The sequence below is a fragment of the Ancylobacter moscoviensis genome (genome assembly GCF_007559435.1).
Lineage (GTDB): Bacteria > Pseudomonadota > Alphaproteobacteria > Rhizobiales > Xanthobacteraceae > Ancylobacter > Ancylobacter moscoviensis.
Genome location: NZ_VMBP01000003.1, coordinates 223,686 through 239,049, shown reverse-complemented (window position 1 = coordinate 239,049; position 15,364 = coordinate 223,686). Strand labels below are relative to the sequence as shown.

The 15,364-nt window shown below is 67.8% G+C and carries 13 protein-coding genes; 9 read left to right on the top strand and 4 right to left on the bottom strand.

Annotated features, from left to right (window positions below):
- Window positions 1-66: 66 nt before the first annotated feature.
- Entirely contained in the window at window positions 67-2,403 is a 2,337-nt protein-coding gene (locus tag FO470_RS11205; RefSeq protein WP_186291928.1) for a glycosyltransferase family 4 protein, read from the bottom strand.
- 42 nt (window positions 2,404-2,445) lie between these two features.
- Here FO470_RS11205 and FO470_RS19535 point away from each other — a divergent pair, with 42 nt between their 5' ends.
- The 7 genes from FO470_RS19535 to FO470_RS11175 all read left to right on the top strand — a co-directional run bounded on the left by FO470_RS19535 (window position 2,446) and on the right by FO470_RS11175 (window position 11,792).
- Complete coding sequence (locus tag FO470_RS19535; protein ID WP_186291927.1) at window positions 2,446-2,667, top strand: hypothetical protein; 222 nt, start codon at window positions 2,446-2,448, stop codon at window positions 2,665-2,667.
- Between the two features lie 623 nt (window positions 2,668-3,290).
- Entirely contained in the window at window positions 3,291-5,471 is a 2,181-nt protein-coding gene (locus FO470_RS11200; RefSeq protein ID WP_246659563.1) for a polysaccharide pyruvyl transferase family protein, read from the top strand.
- On the top strand, window positions 5,468-6,820 hold the full coding sequence (locus FO470_RS11195; RefSeq protein WP_144343039.1) for a capsule biosynthesis protein: 1,353 nt from the start codon (window positions 5,468-5,470) through the stop codon (window positions 6,818-6,820). The genes FO470_RS11200 and FO470_RS11195 overlap by 4 nt, the downstream gene beginning before the upstream one ends.
- Window positions 6,817-7,647, top strand: a complete 831-nt coding sequence (locus FO470_RS11190; RefSeq protein WP_144343038.1) for an SDR family NAD(P)-dependent oxidoreductase — start codon at window positions 6,817-6,819, stop codon at window positions 7,645-7,647. Before FO470_RS11195 ends, FO470_RS11190 begins: the two co-directional genes overlap by 4 nt.
- Before the next feature lie 209 nt (window positions 7,648-7,856).
- On the top strand, window positions 7,857-9,308 hold the full coding sequence (locus tag FO470_RS11185) for a mannose-1-phosphate guanylyltransferase/mannose-6-phosphate isomerase (RefSeq protein WP_144343037.1): 1,452 nt from the start codon (window positions 7,857-7,859) through the stop codon (window positions 9,306-9,308).
- Window positions 9,309-9,331: 23 nt separating this feature from the next.
- The gene (locus tag FO470_RS11180) at window positions 9,332-10,402 is read left to right on the top strand and encodes a polysaccharide pyruvyl transferase family protein (protein WP_246659562.1); all 1,071 of its coding nucleotides are present in this window, start codon (window positions 9,332-9,334) and stop codon (window positions 10,400-10,402) included.
- Window positions 10,403-10,469: 67 nt separating this feature from the next.
- Entirely contained in the window at window positions 10,470-11,792 is a 1,323-nt protein-coding gene (locus FO470_RS11175; RefSeq protein WP_144343036.1) for a glycosyltransferase family 4 protein, read from the top strand.
- A 21-nt stretch (window positions 11,793-11,813) separates the two neighbouring features.
- On the opposite strand, the gene FO470_RS11170 is transcribed toward FO470_RS11175, so the two are convergent.
- The 3 genes from FO470_RS11170 to FO470_RS11160 all read right to left on the bottom strand — a co-directional run bounded on the left by FO470_RS11170 (window position 11,814) and on the right by FO470_RS11160 (window position 13,576).
- The gene (locus FO470_RS11170) at window positions 11,814-12,302 is read right to left on the bottom strand and encodes an SRPBCC family protein (RefSeq protein ID WP_144343035.1); all 489 of its coding nucleotides are present in this window, start codon (window positions 12,300-12,302) and stop codon (window positions 11,814-11,816) included.
- Window positions 12,299-12,661, bottom strand: coding sequence for an ArsR/SmtB family transcription factor (locus tag FO470_RS11165; protein ID WP_144343034.1), 363 nt, complete (start codon window positions 12,659-12,661; stop codon window positions 12,299-12,301). The genes FO470_RS11170 and FO470_RS11165 overlap by 4 nt, the downstream gene beginning before the upstream one ends.
- 171 nt (window positions 12,662-12,832) lie before the next feature.
- Complete coding sequence (locus FO470_RS11160) at window positions 12,833-13,576, bottom strand: carbonic anhydrase (RefSeq protein WP_144343033.1); 744 nt, start codon at window positions 13,574-13,576, stop codon at window positions 12,833-12,835.
- A 238-nt stretch (window positions 13,577-13,814) separates the two neighbouring features.
- On the opposite strand from FO470_RS11160, the gene FO470_RS11155 reads away from it, so the two are divergent.
- Together FO470_RS11155 and FO470_RS11150 are read left to right on the top strand one after the other, a co-directional pair.
- The gene (locus FO470_RS11155) at window positions 13,815-14,738 is read left to right on the top strand and encodes a helix-turn-helix domain-containing protein (protein WP_246659561.1); all 924 of its coding nucleotides are present in this window, start codon (window positions 13,815-13,817) and stop codon (window positions 14,736-14,738) included.
- Between the two features lie 176 nt (window positions 14,739-14,914).
- The gene (locus FO470_RS11150) at window positions 14,915-15,319 is read left to right on the top strand and encodes a c-type cytochrome (protein WP_144343032.1); all 405 of its coding nucleotides are present in this window, start codon (window positions 14,915-14,917) and stop codon (window positions 15,317-15,319) included.
- Window positions 15,320-15,364: the final 45 nt, after the last annotated feature.

The window sequence follows — 15,364 nt, the reverse complement described above, 5'->3', positions numbered from 1 at the left end:
CGGTCGCCTCATGCGGCGATATGGTCGAGCGGAACGGCAACGGAACCGGAGCGGGTAGGGCGGGCCTCAGGACTGGGCGTCCGCCGTGACATCGGCGGACGCGGCCGGCTCACCCGGCGCCGCGTCCTGCTTCTGCCTGACCCGCTCGATCCGTTCCGCGATTCGGGCGCCGACCGCGCCGGTCCAGTTCGCGAAGTCGTACTTCTGCACGACCCGCTCCTGGCCGGCCTTGGCGCGAACGGCGCGCAGGTCGGCATCTTCGGCCGCCTCGTACATGGCCCGTGCGGCGGCCTCGACGTCGGGGATGCCCCACTGGCCGATATAGCCCCGGCTCGCCAGAGATTCCGGCGGCGCAGGCGTCTGCTGCACGGGAACGAGGAAGGCGTTGTCCACGTCGCAGAAGTCCTGCGAGCCGGAATAGTCGGAGACGACGACCGCCTTCTCCGCGAACATCGCGTCGGCGATGACGTAGCCGAAGCCTTCCGAGCGGTGCAGCGAGACCATCGCATCGACGGTCCACAGCAGCGTCCAGTATTCCTCCGGCGTCAGATTGCCCTCGACGATGGTGATGCGGTCGTCGCCGGCGATCCGCTCCTCGATCTCCTCCCAGTAGGAATCGATGTTGCTCCAGTGTCCGGGATTGACCTCGCGGATCTTGATGAGGAGCCGCACGTTGAGGTCGCTGCCGTCGAAGGCCCGCTGGAACGCCTTCACCACATCCAGCGGGTTCTTGCGCACGATCGACGAGCCGAACTCGGCCGCGGTGAGGAAGATGAATTCCGACGGATCGTGCCGGAAACGGTCGAGGAACGGCACATAGGCGAGCGGGGTGTGAAGCCCCTTGTCGACCACCGTCACCGGCACCGGGGTGATCTTGCGATAGGCCTCGGCGACGTAGTTGCTCGGCGTCCAGATCTCGTCGACGGCGAGCGCGCCGAGCGTGTGGTTCGCCGGCGGGCGGTCGCTTTCCCACAGATAGAAGCCGATGATGTGCGCGTCCTCGCAGATGCCGGCGAAGCGGGCGATCATCTCCGGCGCGCGGTCGGCGTTGACGCAGAGCAGGACGACGCGGGCACGCACCCCGACGGCCGGGTTGTAGCCGGCATCCGGGTTCACGCAGGCGCCGTCATCCGCGTTGAAGACGAGCGGGTTGAAGCTGGAAAGTGCCTCGACGAACATGCTGAGATTGCGGCCGACGCCGGTCTCGTTGGCGTGGCCGATAATGACCAGGTCGCACCGCGGCACCGCGTCCTGCACCGCCGGCGGCAGGCCCTCGACGCGGCCGGCGGCGGAAAGGACGGCGAGCTCGGGAATGCGCTCATAGACGTCGTGCCGCAGCCGTTCGCGCCAGAACTCCGCGCCGCGCTCGGCGATGGCCCGCTCCGGGCTGGGCGTGTCGGCGAGGATGGAGATCAGCGCGAGATCGAAGCGGGTGAAGTCCCCCGTGCCGCCGGCGCCCCAATAGGCCCGCCAGACATGCGGGGCGAAGGAGAGGCGGTCGGGCTGGGTGACGTCGAGCGCCACTTCCTTGAAGCTGGTGAGGCGGGCGAAGCCCTCCTCGCGCATCCGGTTGCCGAGGCCCTGGTCCTCGAGCAGGAACAGCCAGTACCAGCTCCAGGGCAGTTCCCGGTTGCGGTACATGTCGGCCGGCGCGGAGAGCGAGCGGCGCAGCCCGTCCGAGACCAGCTTGACGTTGTTCTTGTCGGAGATGAAGGGCGCGGTGGCGAACTTGTACTGGACGAGGCGCAGCCCTTCCTCGGTGAAGATGTCGATGTGCGGGTAGTGCCGCCGCCAGAAGGCGAAGAGGGTGAGGCTGATCTCGTGCTTCATCACCCGGCGGTTCATCACCGGCTCGCTGAGAAGCGTGTGGATCTCGTCGGTCAGGCAGAAGACCTGGCGCTTGTACCAGTCCTCGAACACCTCGGAGACGATCCAGTTGGCCACCGACTGGCCGCCGGACAGCTTGCCCTGCAGGCCGAGCCGGTTCGCCATGTAGCGGGTGTAGACCGAAGCGCGCCAGCGCGCGGCAGGCTCGTCGGAGGTCTCCAGCCGGCGGGTGACGTTGGGAATCTCATGCCAGACGAGGTGATGCAGGCGTGCGTCCCGCGCGCTCGCGCCGAGGCCGATGACGAAATTCGCCAGATCCTCGCGGGTCTCCGCATCCGGCCAGAGATCCTGCCCGGCGAACGGGCCCGCGGCGGCGCTGGCCCCGTCGATCCCCAGCCCCATCTGCCGGTGCGCGGAGAGCTGATGGCCCGTGCTGTGGATGGGCATGACGGCTTCCGGCGAGGTCGTGCGCTCGAACACCGTGGTGCCGTCGATCACCAGGCGCAGCGTGACCGGCTTCAGCACGTCGGACCGGTTGAAGCCCCAGACGAGGCACTGTCCGTCTTCGACGAACACGCCGCCGACGACGTGCGGGTCATTCGCAATTCGTAAGTAATTGTGGCGCGAATCGGCCAGCTGCTGAGCGTTCAGAAGTTGTTCTTCAGGTTTGACGTCGCCTCCGCTGACGCGAAGGTCACGCAGATTCTCGGCCAGCGACGCGATATCCGCCTGTCCGAAATCGTGCCCAGCCTGACGCCTGAAGGTCTCGAGATTCATGAGCCACCCGTTTCGCTGGTCGACGTGTTTTTACAGAAACAACCCCTGGGCACCGTCACATAGCCCCCGCAAACGGTGCGCGAGGTGTGCATTGCAGCATCAAAAGCAAACGGCTGTCTAGATACTTTTTCATGTAGTACTGCACCAATATGTTGTACCTGAGGTATCTGATAACCGAATTTGCTTAGTAATATGTCTCCATTCTGCGAATGTAACGAATTTCGAATTAATCTTTTACCGTTTCATGGCGAGTCATGATGCAATCGACAGTCTATTTAGACTCATCTGAATGCGGCGATAACATGAAACCTAGCGTAAAGGTGCAATGATACCGATTGATTGTATCAATTGATTGATCCGCTCTATCGACGTGACCAATCATTGGTTGTTGCGTTGCGGCCGCTTGCTTCTTGCGGTGCATGTGGCCCTGGTATGCCAGCGGCGGGGAGGGTGCGGGGTGTTCCGCAACGGCATGGAGGGCGTGCGAGCGGCCTCGCGAGTGGCTCTTTGCCCCGTTTCCGCCCAAAAGGTTCCAAATTCGAAAATATTTTCGTTGGTGTGGACAGCGGAAACGAAAGTAGTCATTCTACTGGAAACAAGACCTCGATAAGGGAGCTTCATGCGTCGGTTATTTCGACATTGCTTTCAGTTCGTGAGGTAGTATGCGGGCACCGCTGGAAGATATCGTGCGGGCCGAGGGTGAGGTCAGGCTCGGATGGGCCGGTTCGACCACCCTCATGGACTATCTGAATTTCGAGGACGCCCTCAGTCCCGTCATGACGGCGATGGTGGGTGGCCTGCCGGTGCGGCGCGTGCCGGCCAAGTCGCGCTCCGTGCGGATGGCGGCCATCGGGGCGATCGGCCATACGTTCGAGGGCGGCGAGGTCCACGTCTGGGGCACCGGCTGCTCGCCGTGGAAGAATCCGTCCGCGCCGGCCGACCGGCGGGTCGCCTTCGCGCCGTCCGGTCACGGCGCCATCGTGCTGCACGCGACCAGCGGGCCGGTGGCGGAAAAGCTGATGAGCAACGGCGGCCCGCGCCCGGGTCTCTACGGCGATCCCGCCTGGCTGCTGCCGCGCTTCTATCGCCCGCGCATCCGCAAGAAATGGAAGCTCGGCGTCATCCTGCACCTTTCCGAGCTTGCCGACCGCTCCTACGAGGCGCGCCCGCAGCCGGCCTTCGCGCGCTACCGCGTCCCGGAGGAGTTCCGGGACGACGTCCACCTCATCACCACGGTGACGCCCCTCGGCGTGCCGGCGCTCAAGGCCAAGCTCGACGAGATTCTCGCCTGCGAGCGCATCGTCTCCATGAGCATGCACGGGCTGGTCGTCGCCGAGGCCTACGGCATTCCGTGCCTGTATTTCCCGCCGCTGCCGGAACCCCGCGGCCTCGGCCGTCTGGAGCTCGATCCGGACGGGCCGGCGGACCTGCGGATCGTCGACCTCTATCTCGGCCTCGGTCGCCGGCACGTCGCCGCCTATTTCCAGGACCGCGGCCTGCCGACCGACTGGCAGGCGGTGATGGATGCGGTGGACCGCGCCTGGGAGCCGGTACAGTTCGACGCCGATCGCCTGATCGACGTCTTCCCCTTCTCGCCGGCGCCGCTCAAGGCGTCGTCGGGCAGAAGCATCTGGGATCATCCGACCATAAAGGGACTTGTCTTGCAGCATGACGTGGCCCTGCTGCGCCAGCAGGATCGTGACACCGAGGGCGAGGTCGAAGCGGAGGCTCCCGCCGCGGCGCCCTCTTCGAACCAATCGCCGGCGCGCGCGTTGAACGGGGCGCGGCAGAGCGAACCCGAGATCAGCCCGGTGATGAACGGGGTCGCGGCCGAGCCGAAGGGGCCCGCACCGCAGATGACGCCCGAGGTCGCCACCCTCCTGCGCATGAACGCCGACCGGATATCCATTCCGTTGTCGTGGGCAGCGACGACGCGGGAATCGCCGCACGCGAATCTGGGCGATACGCTGAGTGCGCTCATCGTCGCCGGCATGGCCGGCGTGCCGGTCCGCCGGGCCGGGTTCGACCAGCCCATCGAGCGCATGGTCGCCGTCGGCACCATCGGCCACAACCAGCGCAACGGCGTGCTGCATTTCTGGGGCACCGGCGTCGATGCCGAGCGCAATCCGGTCGATCCGCTGGTGCGCGGCTATGTGCGCCCGTCCGACACCCAGTTCCACATCCACGCGCTGCGCGGCCCCAACAGCGCGCGCACGCTGCGCGCGGCCGGCATGCACGTGCCGGATATCTTCGGCGATCCGGTGTGGATGCTGCCGCGCTTCTGGCCGATGAAGGATGTCGAGAAGACCCACGATCTCGGGGTCATCCTCCACATCACCGAGCTGGAAGACCGGACGCTGGAGGCCGCCGTGAAGCCGGCGCTTCGCCGCTACGGCATTCCAGAGGCCTTCAAGGACCGCATCCGGCTCATCAACACGCACTGCCCGCCGACCCCGGAAGGCATGCGCCGCAAGGTGGCGGAGATCGTCTCCTGCCGCGCCATCGTCTCCACCAGCCTGCACGGTCTCGTCATCTCGGAGACCTACGGCATCCCCTGCGCCTGGTTCGCCACCTATGGCGACGGCGAGGGGCGGATGCTCGAACTGGGCAATCCGCAGCACCAGATCGACCACCGCATGCGGGATTTCTATTCCGGCGTCGGGCGTTCGACCCTGTCTTCCTATTGTCTCGACCGCTCGCGGCCGACCGACTGGAACGCCGTGCTGTCCTGGGTCCACGGCAAGTGGCAGCCGCTGGTCTATGACGACACGCCGCTGATCCGCGCCTTCCCGATGCCGCTCGCCGTATCGCCGGAGGCGCCCTCGTGGCCGCTACCGGGCGAGATCGTCGATCGGATCGACTATTGAGCGCCGCCACGGCGCAAGGCGCGGCGATGAACCGCGTGGAACATGCGGGCGTCGCCTTCGACGTGCCGCGCCGGACGGCGACGGGAACGTCGTCCGGAATGGACGAGGATACCCGGCGCCGGGGCGGGGGGAAGGGCCTCGCCGGGCGTTGCTTCCTGTTCCTTCAGGGGCCGGCCTCGCCCTTCGGCTGGCGTCTCGCCCGTGCGCTGCGTCGGCGCGGGGCGCGCGTGGTGAAGGTGAATCTGTGCGGGGGCGATGTGGTCTTCTGGCCCGGCCCCGCGCGGTTCTATCGCGGCAGGCCGCAGGATTGGCCCGCCTATGTGGAGCGGCTCATGGCCGAGGAAGCGGTGAGCGATCTCGTGCTGTTCGGCGACTGCCGGCCGTATCACGCGCCGGCGGTGGCGGCCGCTCGCGCGCGCGGCGCCGGCCTGCATCTGCTCGAGGAAGGCTATGTCCGCCCCGGCTGGATCACCCGCGAGCGCCATGGCGTGAACGCGCATTCCGACCTTCCGCGTACGTCCGAGGGCGTGCGGGAGGCATCGGCCGGCCTGCCGGAGGTCATCCGCGCGGCGGAGGCGCTGCCCGAGCCTTTCGCCCGCCGCGCGCTGTGGGACATTGCCTGGCACGCCGGCCATGCCGCTCTGGCGCCGCTGTTCTTTCGCTACCGGCGGCACACGCTGGTGCATCCGGCCGCCGACTATGCTGGCTGGCTGGTGCGCTGGTTCAGTGCGCCGGCAGCGGCCCGCCGGGACCGGGCCGCGATGTCCCGTCTCGCCGATGGCCGCCCCTATTTCCTGCTGCCGCTGCAGTTGGAAGGCGACTACCAGATGCGGGTGCATTCGGACTTCCGCTCGGTGGAGGAGGTGGCCCGGCTGGTGCTGGGCTCCTTCGCGAGGCAGGCGCCGTCGGGGGCACGTCTCGTCGTCAAGCGGCATCCCTATGACACCCGCCTGCCGGCGACCGGCCGGATGATCGCGCGGCTCGCCGACGAATATGGGCTGGCGGACCGCGTCGTCTTCATCGAGGGAGGCGACATCGATGCGCTGGTGGTGGCCAGCGCCGGCGTCGTGCTGGTCAACTCGACCACGGCGGTCATCGCGCTGCGGAACGGGCGTCCCCTGAAGGTGCTCGGCCGCGCCACCTACGACATGCCGGGGCTCGCGCATCAGGGCTCCCTCGATGCCTTCTGGCGCGAGGCGCCGCGGCCCGATGCCGAGCTGGTGCGGGCCTATCGCCGGCTCGTCATCGCCCGCACGCAGATCGCCGGCGGCTTCTTCGCACCCGCTGCCATCCAGCGGGCGGTGGACGGGCTGGTCATGCGCATGGTGACGGAGGGGGCGCCCGCATGAGCGGCCGGCACATCCTCATCACCGGGGCCTCGGGCGGGATAGGCGCCGCGCTGGCCCGGCACTATGCGAGGCCCGGCGTGGCGCTCGTGCTGGTCGCCCGCCATGCGGGGCGCCTCGGTGCCGTCGCCGAGGCATGCCGCGAGCGGGGCGCGCAGGTCAGCGCCCTGACGCTCGACGTGCGCGAAAGCGAGGCGCTGGCCGATCTCATCGCCCGCTTCGACGCGGAAAGGCCCATCGACACGGTGATCGCCAATGCCGGCGTCGAGTCGAGCCTTGGCCGGGAAGGGCAGGCCGAGCTGCTGTCCGACGCGCTGGCGCAGATCCGCACCAATTTCGAGGGCGCGGTGGCGACGGTGCTGCCGCTGCTCGATCCGATGCGCGCGCGGGGCGCCGGGCGCGTCGTCCTCGTCGCCTCGCTGGCCGGGCGCATGCCGCTGCCGGACCAGCCGACCTACAGCGCCACCAAGGCGGGGCTCATCGCCTTCGGCGAGGCGCTGCGTCCCGTGCTGGCCGCGCGCGGCGTGAGCCTCACCGTCGCCTGTCCCGGCTTCGTCGCGACCGGCATGAGCCGGGACTATGGCGGCTGGCGGCCGCTGGAATGGAGCGCCGAGCGGGCGGCGGCGGCCATCGCCGCCGCGGCCGATCGCGGGGCGCGCGGGATCGCGTTCCCCTGGCCGCTCGTCGCGCTGGTCGGGCTGGGGCGCTGCGTGCCGGCGCGGCTCCGGGAATGGGTGCTGCGGCTGCTCTTCGTCGCCGACATCCGGCGCGGCGCGCCGTCTACGCGCGTGGGCGGCATGGTGCGGGTGGAAGGTGAATCTGTCCGTTGATGACAGAAATGTTTCACGCTTTCGCCCTATTGGTAAATATTCGTTTCGAATATACGTGTCGAAAATGAAATAATATTTGAAATAAATCATACGTCGACTCTAATGTTGACGTATTTTGTCTTATATATACTATCTCGCATGTGCGAAATCTGACAATTCAGACCCTATTTCAATACCGCGTCGACGTCGCAACGTGAGGAGAACAACCGATGGCCGCTGGCTCCAAGATCGTCCCTGTCATTCTCGCGGGCGGGTCCGGCACCCGGCTCTGGCCGATCTCGCGGGATTCGCTGCCGAAGCAGTTCCTGCCGCTGTCGACCTCGGGCGGCACGCTCTATCAGGACACGTTGCAGCGCGTTGCGCCGGGCGAGATGTTCGCCTCGCCGATCATCGTCACCAATGAGGAATTCCGCTTCTTCGCCCAGCGCCAGGCCCGCGAGGTCGGCATCGAGCCGACCGTGCTGCTGGAGCCGGTGCGTCGTGATTCCGCACCTGCGCTGATCGCGGCGACGCTGCTCGCCCAGAGCCTGCACGGCGACGAGGCGACGCTGCTGGTGCTCGCGGCCGATCACGTCATCGGCGACACCGGCCTCTTCCACGAGGCCTGCCGCAAGGCGCACGGCGCCGCCAAGCTCGGCAACATCGTCACCTTCGGCATCACCCCGACCGAGCCGCGCACCTCCTACGGCTACATCCGCCGCGGCGCGGCGCTTAACGGCGGCTCGGCCGCGCAGGTCGAGGCCTTCGCCGAGAAGCCGACCGCGGAGGTGGCGCGCGACTATGTCGAGGCCGGCTATCTCTGGAACTCCGGCAACTTCCTCTTCCCCGCCCATGTGATGCTGGAGGAGGCGGAAGGCTTCGAGCCGGAGATCGTCGACGCGGTCCGCCGCGCCGTCACCACCGCCAAGAACGATCTCGGCTTCTGCCGGCTCGGCGCGGACTTCCACGCCGCTCCCAGCCTGTCCATCGACTATGCGGTGCTGGAGCGCACCAGCCGCGCGGCCGTCGTCGAGGGCAATTTCCCCTGGTCGGACGTCGGCAGCTGGAACGCCATGCGCGAGATCGGCGAGACCGACGAGTTCGGCAACGTGCAGCGCGGCCCGGTACGGGTCATCGACGCCGAGAATTCCTACGTCCATTCCGAGGGCCCGCTCGTCGCGGCCATCGGCGTGAGCGGCCTGTCGGTGGTCGCCACCGGCGATGCCGTGCTGGTCATGCCTTCCGAGCGTTCCGAGGAGGTCAAGCACCTCGTCGCCTCGCTCAAGAAGGAGCGCCGCAACGAGGCCAACGAGCATCCCAAGTGCCACCGGCCCTGGGGCAGCTACGAGACGATCAATCTGGGCGGCCGCTTCCGCGTGAAGAAGATCATCGTCGATCCGGGCGAGCGGCTGTCGCTGCAGAAGCACCACCACCGGTCCGAGCACTGGATCGTCGTGCGCGGCACGGCCGAGGTCACGGTGAACGAGAAGGTGTTCATGGTTCAGGAGAACGAGTCCACCTACATCCCGCTCGGCGCGGTGCACCGGCTGACCAATCCCGGCCGCATCCCGCTCGAGCTCATCGAGGTGCAGGTCGGCTCCTATCTCGGCGAGGACGACATCGTGCGTCTGGACGACGTGTACAACCGCGTCGAGGCCCCTGCGGCCGTCGCCGTCTCCTGAACGAAACAAGAGAGGACAAGCGAGTGATCGCACCCACCCTGCGCAGCATCGTGCGCGACACCGGCGTCGTTCCGCTCACCTGGGCCGCCGCCACGCGCACGCAGCACTACCTCAACCTGGGCGACGCCCTCAGCCCGGTCATGGTCGCGCTGCTGTCCGGCAAGCCGATCATGCACCAGGCCCACGACTCCACCGGCACCCGCATGGCGGCGGTCGGCACCATCGCCCAGAACCTCAAGGGTGGCGACATTTCGGTCTGGGGCACGGGCTCGTCCCGCTACCTCAACCCGGTGCAGGAGGGCGAGCGCGTGCTGTTCCGGCCCGATCCCGCCTCGCGCTACCGCGTGCACGCCACGCGCGGCCCGGTCAGCCGGGCCATTCTCGGCGAGGAGAACGCGGTCGGCGCGCCGGTGTTCGGCGATCCGGTGTGGGCGCTGCCGCGCTTCTACAATCCGAAGATCGAGAAGAAGTGGGAGGTCGGCGTCATCGTCCATCTCTCCGACCTCACCGACCGCTCGCTCGATACCAAGCCGCGCGAGGCCTATGAGCGCTATCACATCCCGCCGGAGCTGGAAGGCAAGGTCCACATCATCAACACGCTGACCGCGATCAGCTCGAGCGCGATGCGCGAGAAGCTGGACGAGATCCTTGCCTGCAAGCGCCTCGTCTCGACCAGCCTGCACGGCATGGTGTTCGCGGAGAGCTACGGCATCCCCTGCCTCTACTTCTCGCCGCGCGGCGCGCCGGAAGGGCTGATCAACCGCAAGCTCGACCCGGACGACGGCTACGATCTGCGCATCACCGACCTCTATCAGGGGCTCGGCCGCACGCATCTGCCGGTCTATGTGCAGCGCCGAAACCGGCCGACCGACTGGGAGCACCTGATGTGGTCGATCGACCTGGCGTGGGAGCCGATCGACTTCGACATCGATCCGCTCATCGACGCCTTCCCCATCGACGTCGCCCCGGTTCGCGCGGCGAAGGGAAGCGACGTGTTCGAGCTTCCGCTGATCCGCGACATTCCCTACGCGCATGTGGGCGGTCCCGCGCCGGCGCGCGCCCGGGTGCCGGAGGCGCACGCTGTTGCGGGGTGACGAGAGCGGCGCGGGCGCGCCGCCGGTCCGTTCGACGGTTTCGCGGCCGACGCGCCGCGGAACCGTGATGATCGACGGGTACAATCTGGCGCTGGAAGCGGGCACGGGTGTCGCCACCTATGCCCGCAATCTGAGCTTCGCCTGCGGCGAGCTCGGCTACCGCACCGAGATCCTCTACGGCACGCGGGCGGCGCCCAGCGCGGACCCGCTGCTGCGCGAGATCGCGTTCTTCGATCCCAATGCCGGCTCGCCGTCCTTCCTGCTGGAACTCAGCCGGCGGCTCATGCAGCTGTGCACCTCGCCGCTCGGCATCCGCGCGCGGGAGGTGCCGATGTCCGGCAAGGTGATCTCCCGGGCGTTCCAGTCGCGCATGCCCCATTACGACCGGATCTGGAACGCGCCGGAGCTGTTCTCGCGCAGCTACTGGCATTTCCATGCCTACAAGCGCTTCCTCACCGTGGGCGGCGTGACGCGGCCGGAACTGATGCACTGGACCTATCCGCTGCCGATCCGGCTGCCGGGCACGCGCAACATCTACACGCTGCACGACCTGGTGCCGCTGCGCCTGCCCTTCACCACGCTCGACAACAAGAAGTTCTACAAGCGGATGATCGAGGGCGTGCTCAGGCGTGCCGATCACATCGTCACCGTATCGGAGACCTCGAAGCGCGATATCGTCGAGCTGTTCGGCTATCCCGAGGAAAAGATCACCAACACCTATCAGGCGGTCTCGATCCCGCGGAAATACGCGGAGAAGCCGGACGATCTGGTGCGCGAGGAAGTGGAGGGGGCCTTCGGCCTGCCCTACAAGGGCTACTTCCTGTTCTTCGGCGCCGTCGAACCGAAGAAGAACATCTCCCGCCTGATCGAGGCCTACCTCGCCTCGCAGGTGGAGGAGCCTCTGGTGCTGCTCGGCAAGACGGCGTGGAAGGCGGGGGAGGAGCTGCGCTTCCTCAACGAGGGCTCGAACCGCTATCTGGAGCAGCTCGACAACCTCACCTTCACGCGCGACCGCGTGCGCCGCTTCGACTACGCGCCGTTCCCGCTGCTGGTCAGCCTGATCCGCGGCGCCAAGGCGCTGGTGTTCCCCTCGCTCTATGAGGGCTTCGGCCTGCCGGTGCTGGAGGCGATGTCGCTCGGCACGCCGGTCATCAGCTCCAACACCGCCTCGCTCCCCGAGGTGGCGGGCGACGCCGCGCTGCTGGTCGATCCCTATGATCCGCGCGCCATCGCCAACGCCATCAAGACGATCTCCACGGATGGCGAGCTGCGCGCGGCGCTGTCGGCGCGCGGTCGCGCGCAGGCGGCGCTGTTCTCGGAAGAGCGCTACCGCGAGAGGCTGTCGGCGCTCTACGACCGGCTGATGCCGGCGGACGGCGCCGTCGTCTGACGCCGCCGCCCATGCGGTGCGCTATGCCACCGCGCCGGACTTGATGTAGTCCACCATCTGCGTCGCCACCGTGCCCCAGCCGTCGTGGAAGCCCATCTTCTCGTGGGAGTCGCGGGTTTCCTCGTTGCCGTGGATGGCGAGCGCCGTGTAGCGCGTGCCGGACCCCACGGGCGTCAGGATCAGCGCGCCGGTGAAGAACGGGTTCGGCGCCGGGCGGAAGCCGGGCAGCAGCGTGTCGGTGAAGACGAGGCGCTGCTGCGGGACGACGTCGAGATAGCAGCCGGCATTGTCGTGCTCTTCGCCTTCCGGCGAGCGCATCACCGTGCGGAAGACGCCGCCGGGCCGCAGGTCGATCTCGCAGGCGGAGATGCTCCACGGCTTGGGGACGAACCACTCCTTCAGATGGGCCGGCGTGGTCCACGCCTTCCATACGAGATGGACGGGCACGTCGATCTCGCGTTCCAGCTTGAGGTCGTATTTCGAGTCGAACGTGGCGAGGGGCGAGGTCATTCCGGCGTCTCCTCCTTCATGGACAACAGGTAACTGTCGAGCCGGTCGAGCCGCTGCTCCCACAGGGTACGCTGGCGGCCGAGCCAGTCCTCGGCGAGCTTCAGCTGCGCCGTTTCGAGCTGATAGGTCCGCACCCGCCCCACCTTGCGCGAGCGCACGAGCCCGCAGCCCTCCAGCACCTTCATGTGTTCAAGGAAGGAGGGCAGGGCCATGCGGTAGGGGGCGGCGAGTTCGCTCATCGACGCCTGCTTGGCGGTCAGCCGCTCCACCACGTCCCGCCGCGTCGGGTCCGCCAGCGCGCGGAAGATGCCGTCGATGACGACGGCGGGAGGGGCGGGAGACGGGACGGCAGGCGGCATGGAGATCCTCGAACGGGACGGTGCCGGCAACAGGAGCCGTCACCTCGCATCTGTCTATCGGACGTCAATACTTAGGTCAATAACTAAGTATTTGGACATACCGAAAACCCCGCCGGGCGGGGCGTCCGGTCGAAGGCGGGAAGCCCGGCCGGAAGGGCCGGGCGGAAAGGGTCAGATGACAGTGACCTTGCCGGTGGCGAGGTCGTAGACGCCGCCGACGACCTTGAGCTTACCGTCGCGGATGAACTCGGCGATGATCGGCGTCGAGGTTTCCAACTCGCGCACATTGTAGCGCACGTTCTCGACGATCGCCGCGTTGAGCTGGTCCTCGGGCTTGGCCTTCAGCGCGATCTCGACGGCCGGCTTGATGTTGCTCACCAGCTCGCCGAGATGGCCGGGCAGGCTGATATTGTCCTTCACCACCTTGATGGTGGCGTCGACGGCGCCGCAATTGGTGTGGCCCAGAACCATGATGAGCGGCATGCCGAGGAACTTCACGCCGTATTCGAGGCTGGCGAGCCCGTCGTCATTGACGAAATTGCCGGCGACGCGGACGACGAACAGTTCGCCCGGCCCCTGATCGAAGGCCAGCTCCGGCGCGACACGCGAATCCGCGCAGCTCACCAGCCCGGCGAAGGGGTGCTGCGACAGCGCGCGGGCGGCCCGGCTGGCGGAGAAATCCGTGCAGTTCGGCGTCCCGCCGGCGTAGCGGGCATTGCCCTCCATCAGCCGCTTCAGCGCCTCGTCGGGGCTGATCGCGTTCGGCGCGGTAGTCGTCGTCGCGGTGTCCGCGGAAGCGGGCAGGGCGAAGCCGCCGAGAAAGGCGGCCGAGGCCACGCCGAGCCCGGCGCCGAAGACGTGGCGGCGGGACAGGGCAGGGCGTTCATCATCGTGGTGGCTGTGGTCGACACACATGAGGTTTCCTCTCTGGATCGATCTGTTGTTGGTGCGGCGTGGGTCGGCCGCCGGGCGGACATCCGTGCGGCCGCGATGTTCCTGCACATGCGCGCTTTCGCTCGCATATCCGTCCGCTCGCTTACTTCAGCGGGTGTGTCGGACGGATATCGCGTGAAGGTAGGTTCGTTCCGGGCCGGAACGCCAGTATTTCTATGTGGCCATCCGGGGCCAGCCCAAACTTTGCAGGTATCGCGCGGTGCCGAGACGACGGTCGATCGAGGGAGACGCGGGCCCCACCGGACGCCCGGCGCAGGTGCTGCCGGAGGGTTTCGGCGCGCGGGCCGACCATCTGCTGCGGCACCCGCGCTTCCGGCCCGCTCTCGCCGGCTACTGCGCGGGCATGTCGGCCGGCGCGTCGATCCGTTGGCCCTATTACAAGCTGTTCGATCAGCTCGGGCGTTACCTCGTCTGCTTCATGCTGATCCACAACTACTACGCCTGGCGCTACCGGGGCGGCCCACCGCCGACCCTCTCCGCCCTGCAGAAGGTGGCGGGGGTGAGCGCCCGCCACACCGCCGGCTTCGTTGCGGCGCTGAAGGCCGGGCGCCTGGTGGAGGTCGCGGCCGATCCGGCGGACCGGCGTGCCACGCTGCTGGTGCCGACCGCCATCGTCATCGCGGAGATCGGCCGCTCCATGCGCCTTTTCGTCGAGGCGGTCGACGCCATCGAGGAACGCCGCCCCGGCCATGCCGAGGCGCTCGCCGATCCCCATCGGCTCGGCGACCTGATCAGCCGTTCGGCGGCCTATGTGCTGGCGAACGGCACGCTGCTCCACGCCTTTCCCGGCGTTCTCCACTTCACCCAGCGCGATTGCGGCTATCCGCTGCTGACGGCGGTGGTCGGCCGGCACTATGCGCAGACGCTCAACGCCGCGCCGCCGGCCGGGCCGCTGCTGCGGCGGGCGCTCGCCGGGCGGCTGCAGGTCTCGCCCGCCCATGTCGGCAGCCTGCTCGCGGAGGCGGAGGCGCGAGGCTGGTTCGCGGTGGGGCCGGGCGGGTCGGTCACCTGGATGGCCGAGCCCTTCCTCGACGAGTTCGAGCGCTGGTCCGCCTGGCAGATGGCGCATTTCGAGGCGCTGCGCGAGCCGTCGGACGAGGCCCCGGCGGCCCTGCCCGCGTGACCCGGCCGCGCGCGGGATCGGGTCGCGAGGGATGCTCTCCCCCGCGACGAAATGCACCGCGCGCGATGGAGCTTTCCACGTCTAGGATCGTTCTAACCGGAGCGCTATGATCGGCGCCCTGTCGCAGGCGCCGCGTGAGACGGCGCCGTTCAACGATGTCTGCCTGGAAGGACGCCATGAATCGCTTCGTCATCACCGCTGCCCTGCTCGCGCTGGGCTCCACCGCCGCCCTCGCCCAGAGCCCGGCCGGCGACCCGGCCAAGGGCGCCAACGTCTTCAAGAAGTGCATGGCCTGCCATGCCGTCGGCGAAGGCGCCAAGAACAAGGTCGGCCCGGAGCTGAACGGCATCGTCGACCGCAAGATGGGCGCGGTGGAAGGCTTCAACTATTCCGACACGCTCAAGGAGCACAACGCCAAGGGCGACGTGTGGACCGCCGAGGTGTTGAGCAAGTACCTCGAGAATCCGAAGGCTTACATGCCGGGCATCAAGATGGTGTTCGCCGGCCTGCCCAAGGAGACCGACCGCGCGGATCTGCTCGCCTATCTCTCCGGCTTCAACGCCGACGGCACCAAGAAGTAAGATCGCCGCCCCCGCGCCCGACGCGGGGGCTCATGACGCCGGCCC

What these genes read in the sequence shown, in the direction of transcription:
- FO470_RS11185 (WP_144343037.1), top strand. Translation starts at nt 7,857, where the DNA reads ATGGCCGCTGGCTCCAAGATCGTCCCTGTCATTCTCGCGGGCGGGTCC.
- FO470_RS11170 (WP_144343035.1), bottom strand. Translation starts at nt 12,302, where the DNA reads ATGACCTCGCCCCTCGCCACGTTCGACTCGAAATACGACCTCAAGCTG.
- FO470_RS11165 (WP_144343034.1), bottom strand. Translation starts at nt 12,661, where the DNA reads ATGCCGCCTGCCGTCCCGTCTCCCGCCCCTCCCGCCGTCGTCATCGAC.
- FO470_RS11175 (WP_144343036.1), top strand. Translation starts at nt 10,470, where the DNA reads ATGATCGACGGGTACAATCTGGCGCTGGAAGCGGGCACGGGTGTCGCC.
- FO470_RS11150 (WP_144343032.1), top strand. Translation starts at nt 14,915, where the DNA reads ATGAATCGCTTCGTCATCACCGCTGCCCTGCTCGCGCTGGGCTCCACC.
- FO470_RS11190 (WP_144343038.1), top strand. Translation starts at nt 6,817, where the DNA reads ATGAGCGGCCGGCACATCCTCATCACCGGGGCCTCGGGCGGGATAGGC.
- FO470_RS11160 (WP_144343033.1), bottom strand. Translation starts at nt 13,576, where the DNA reads ATGTGTGTCGACCACAGCCACCACGATGATGAACGCCCTGCCCTGTCC.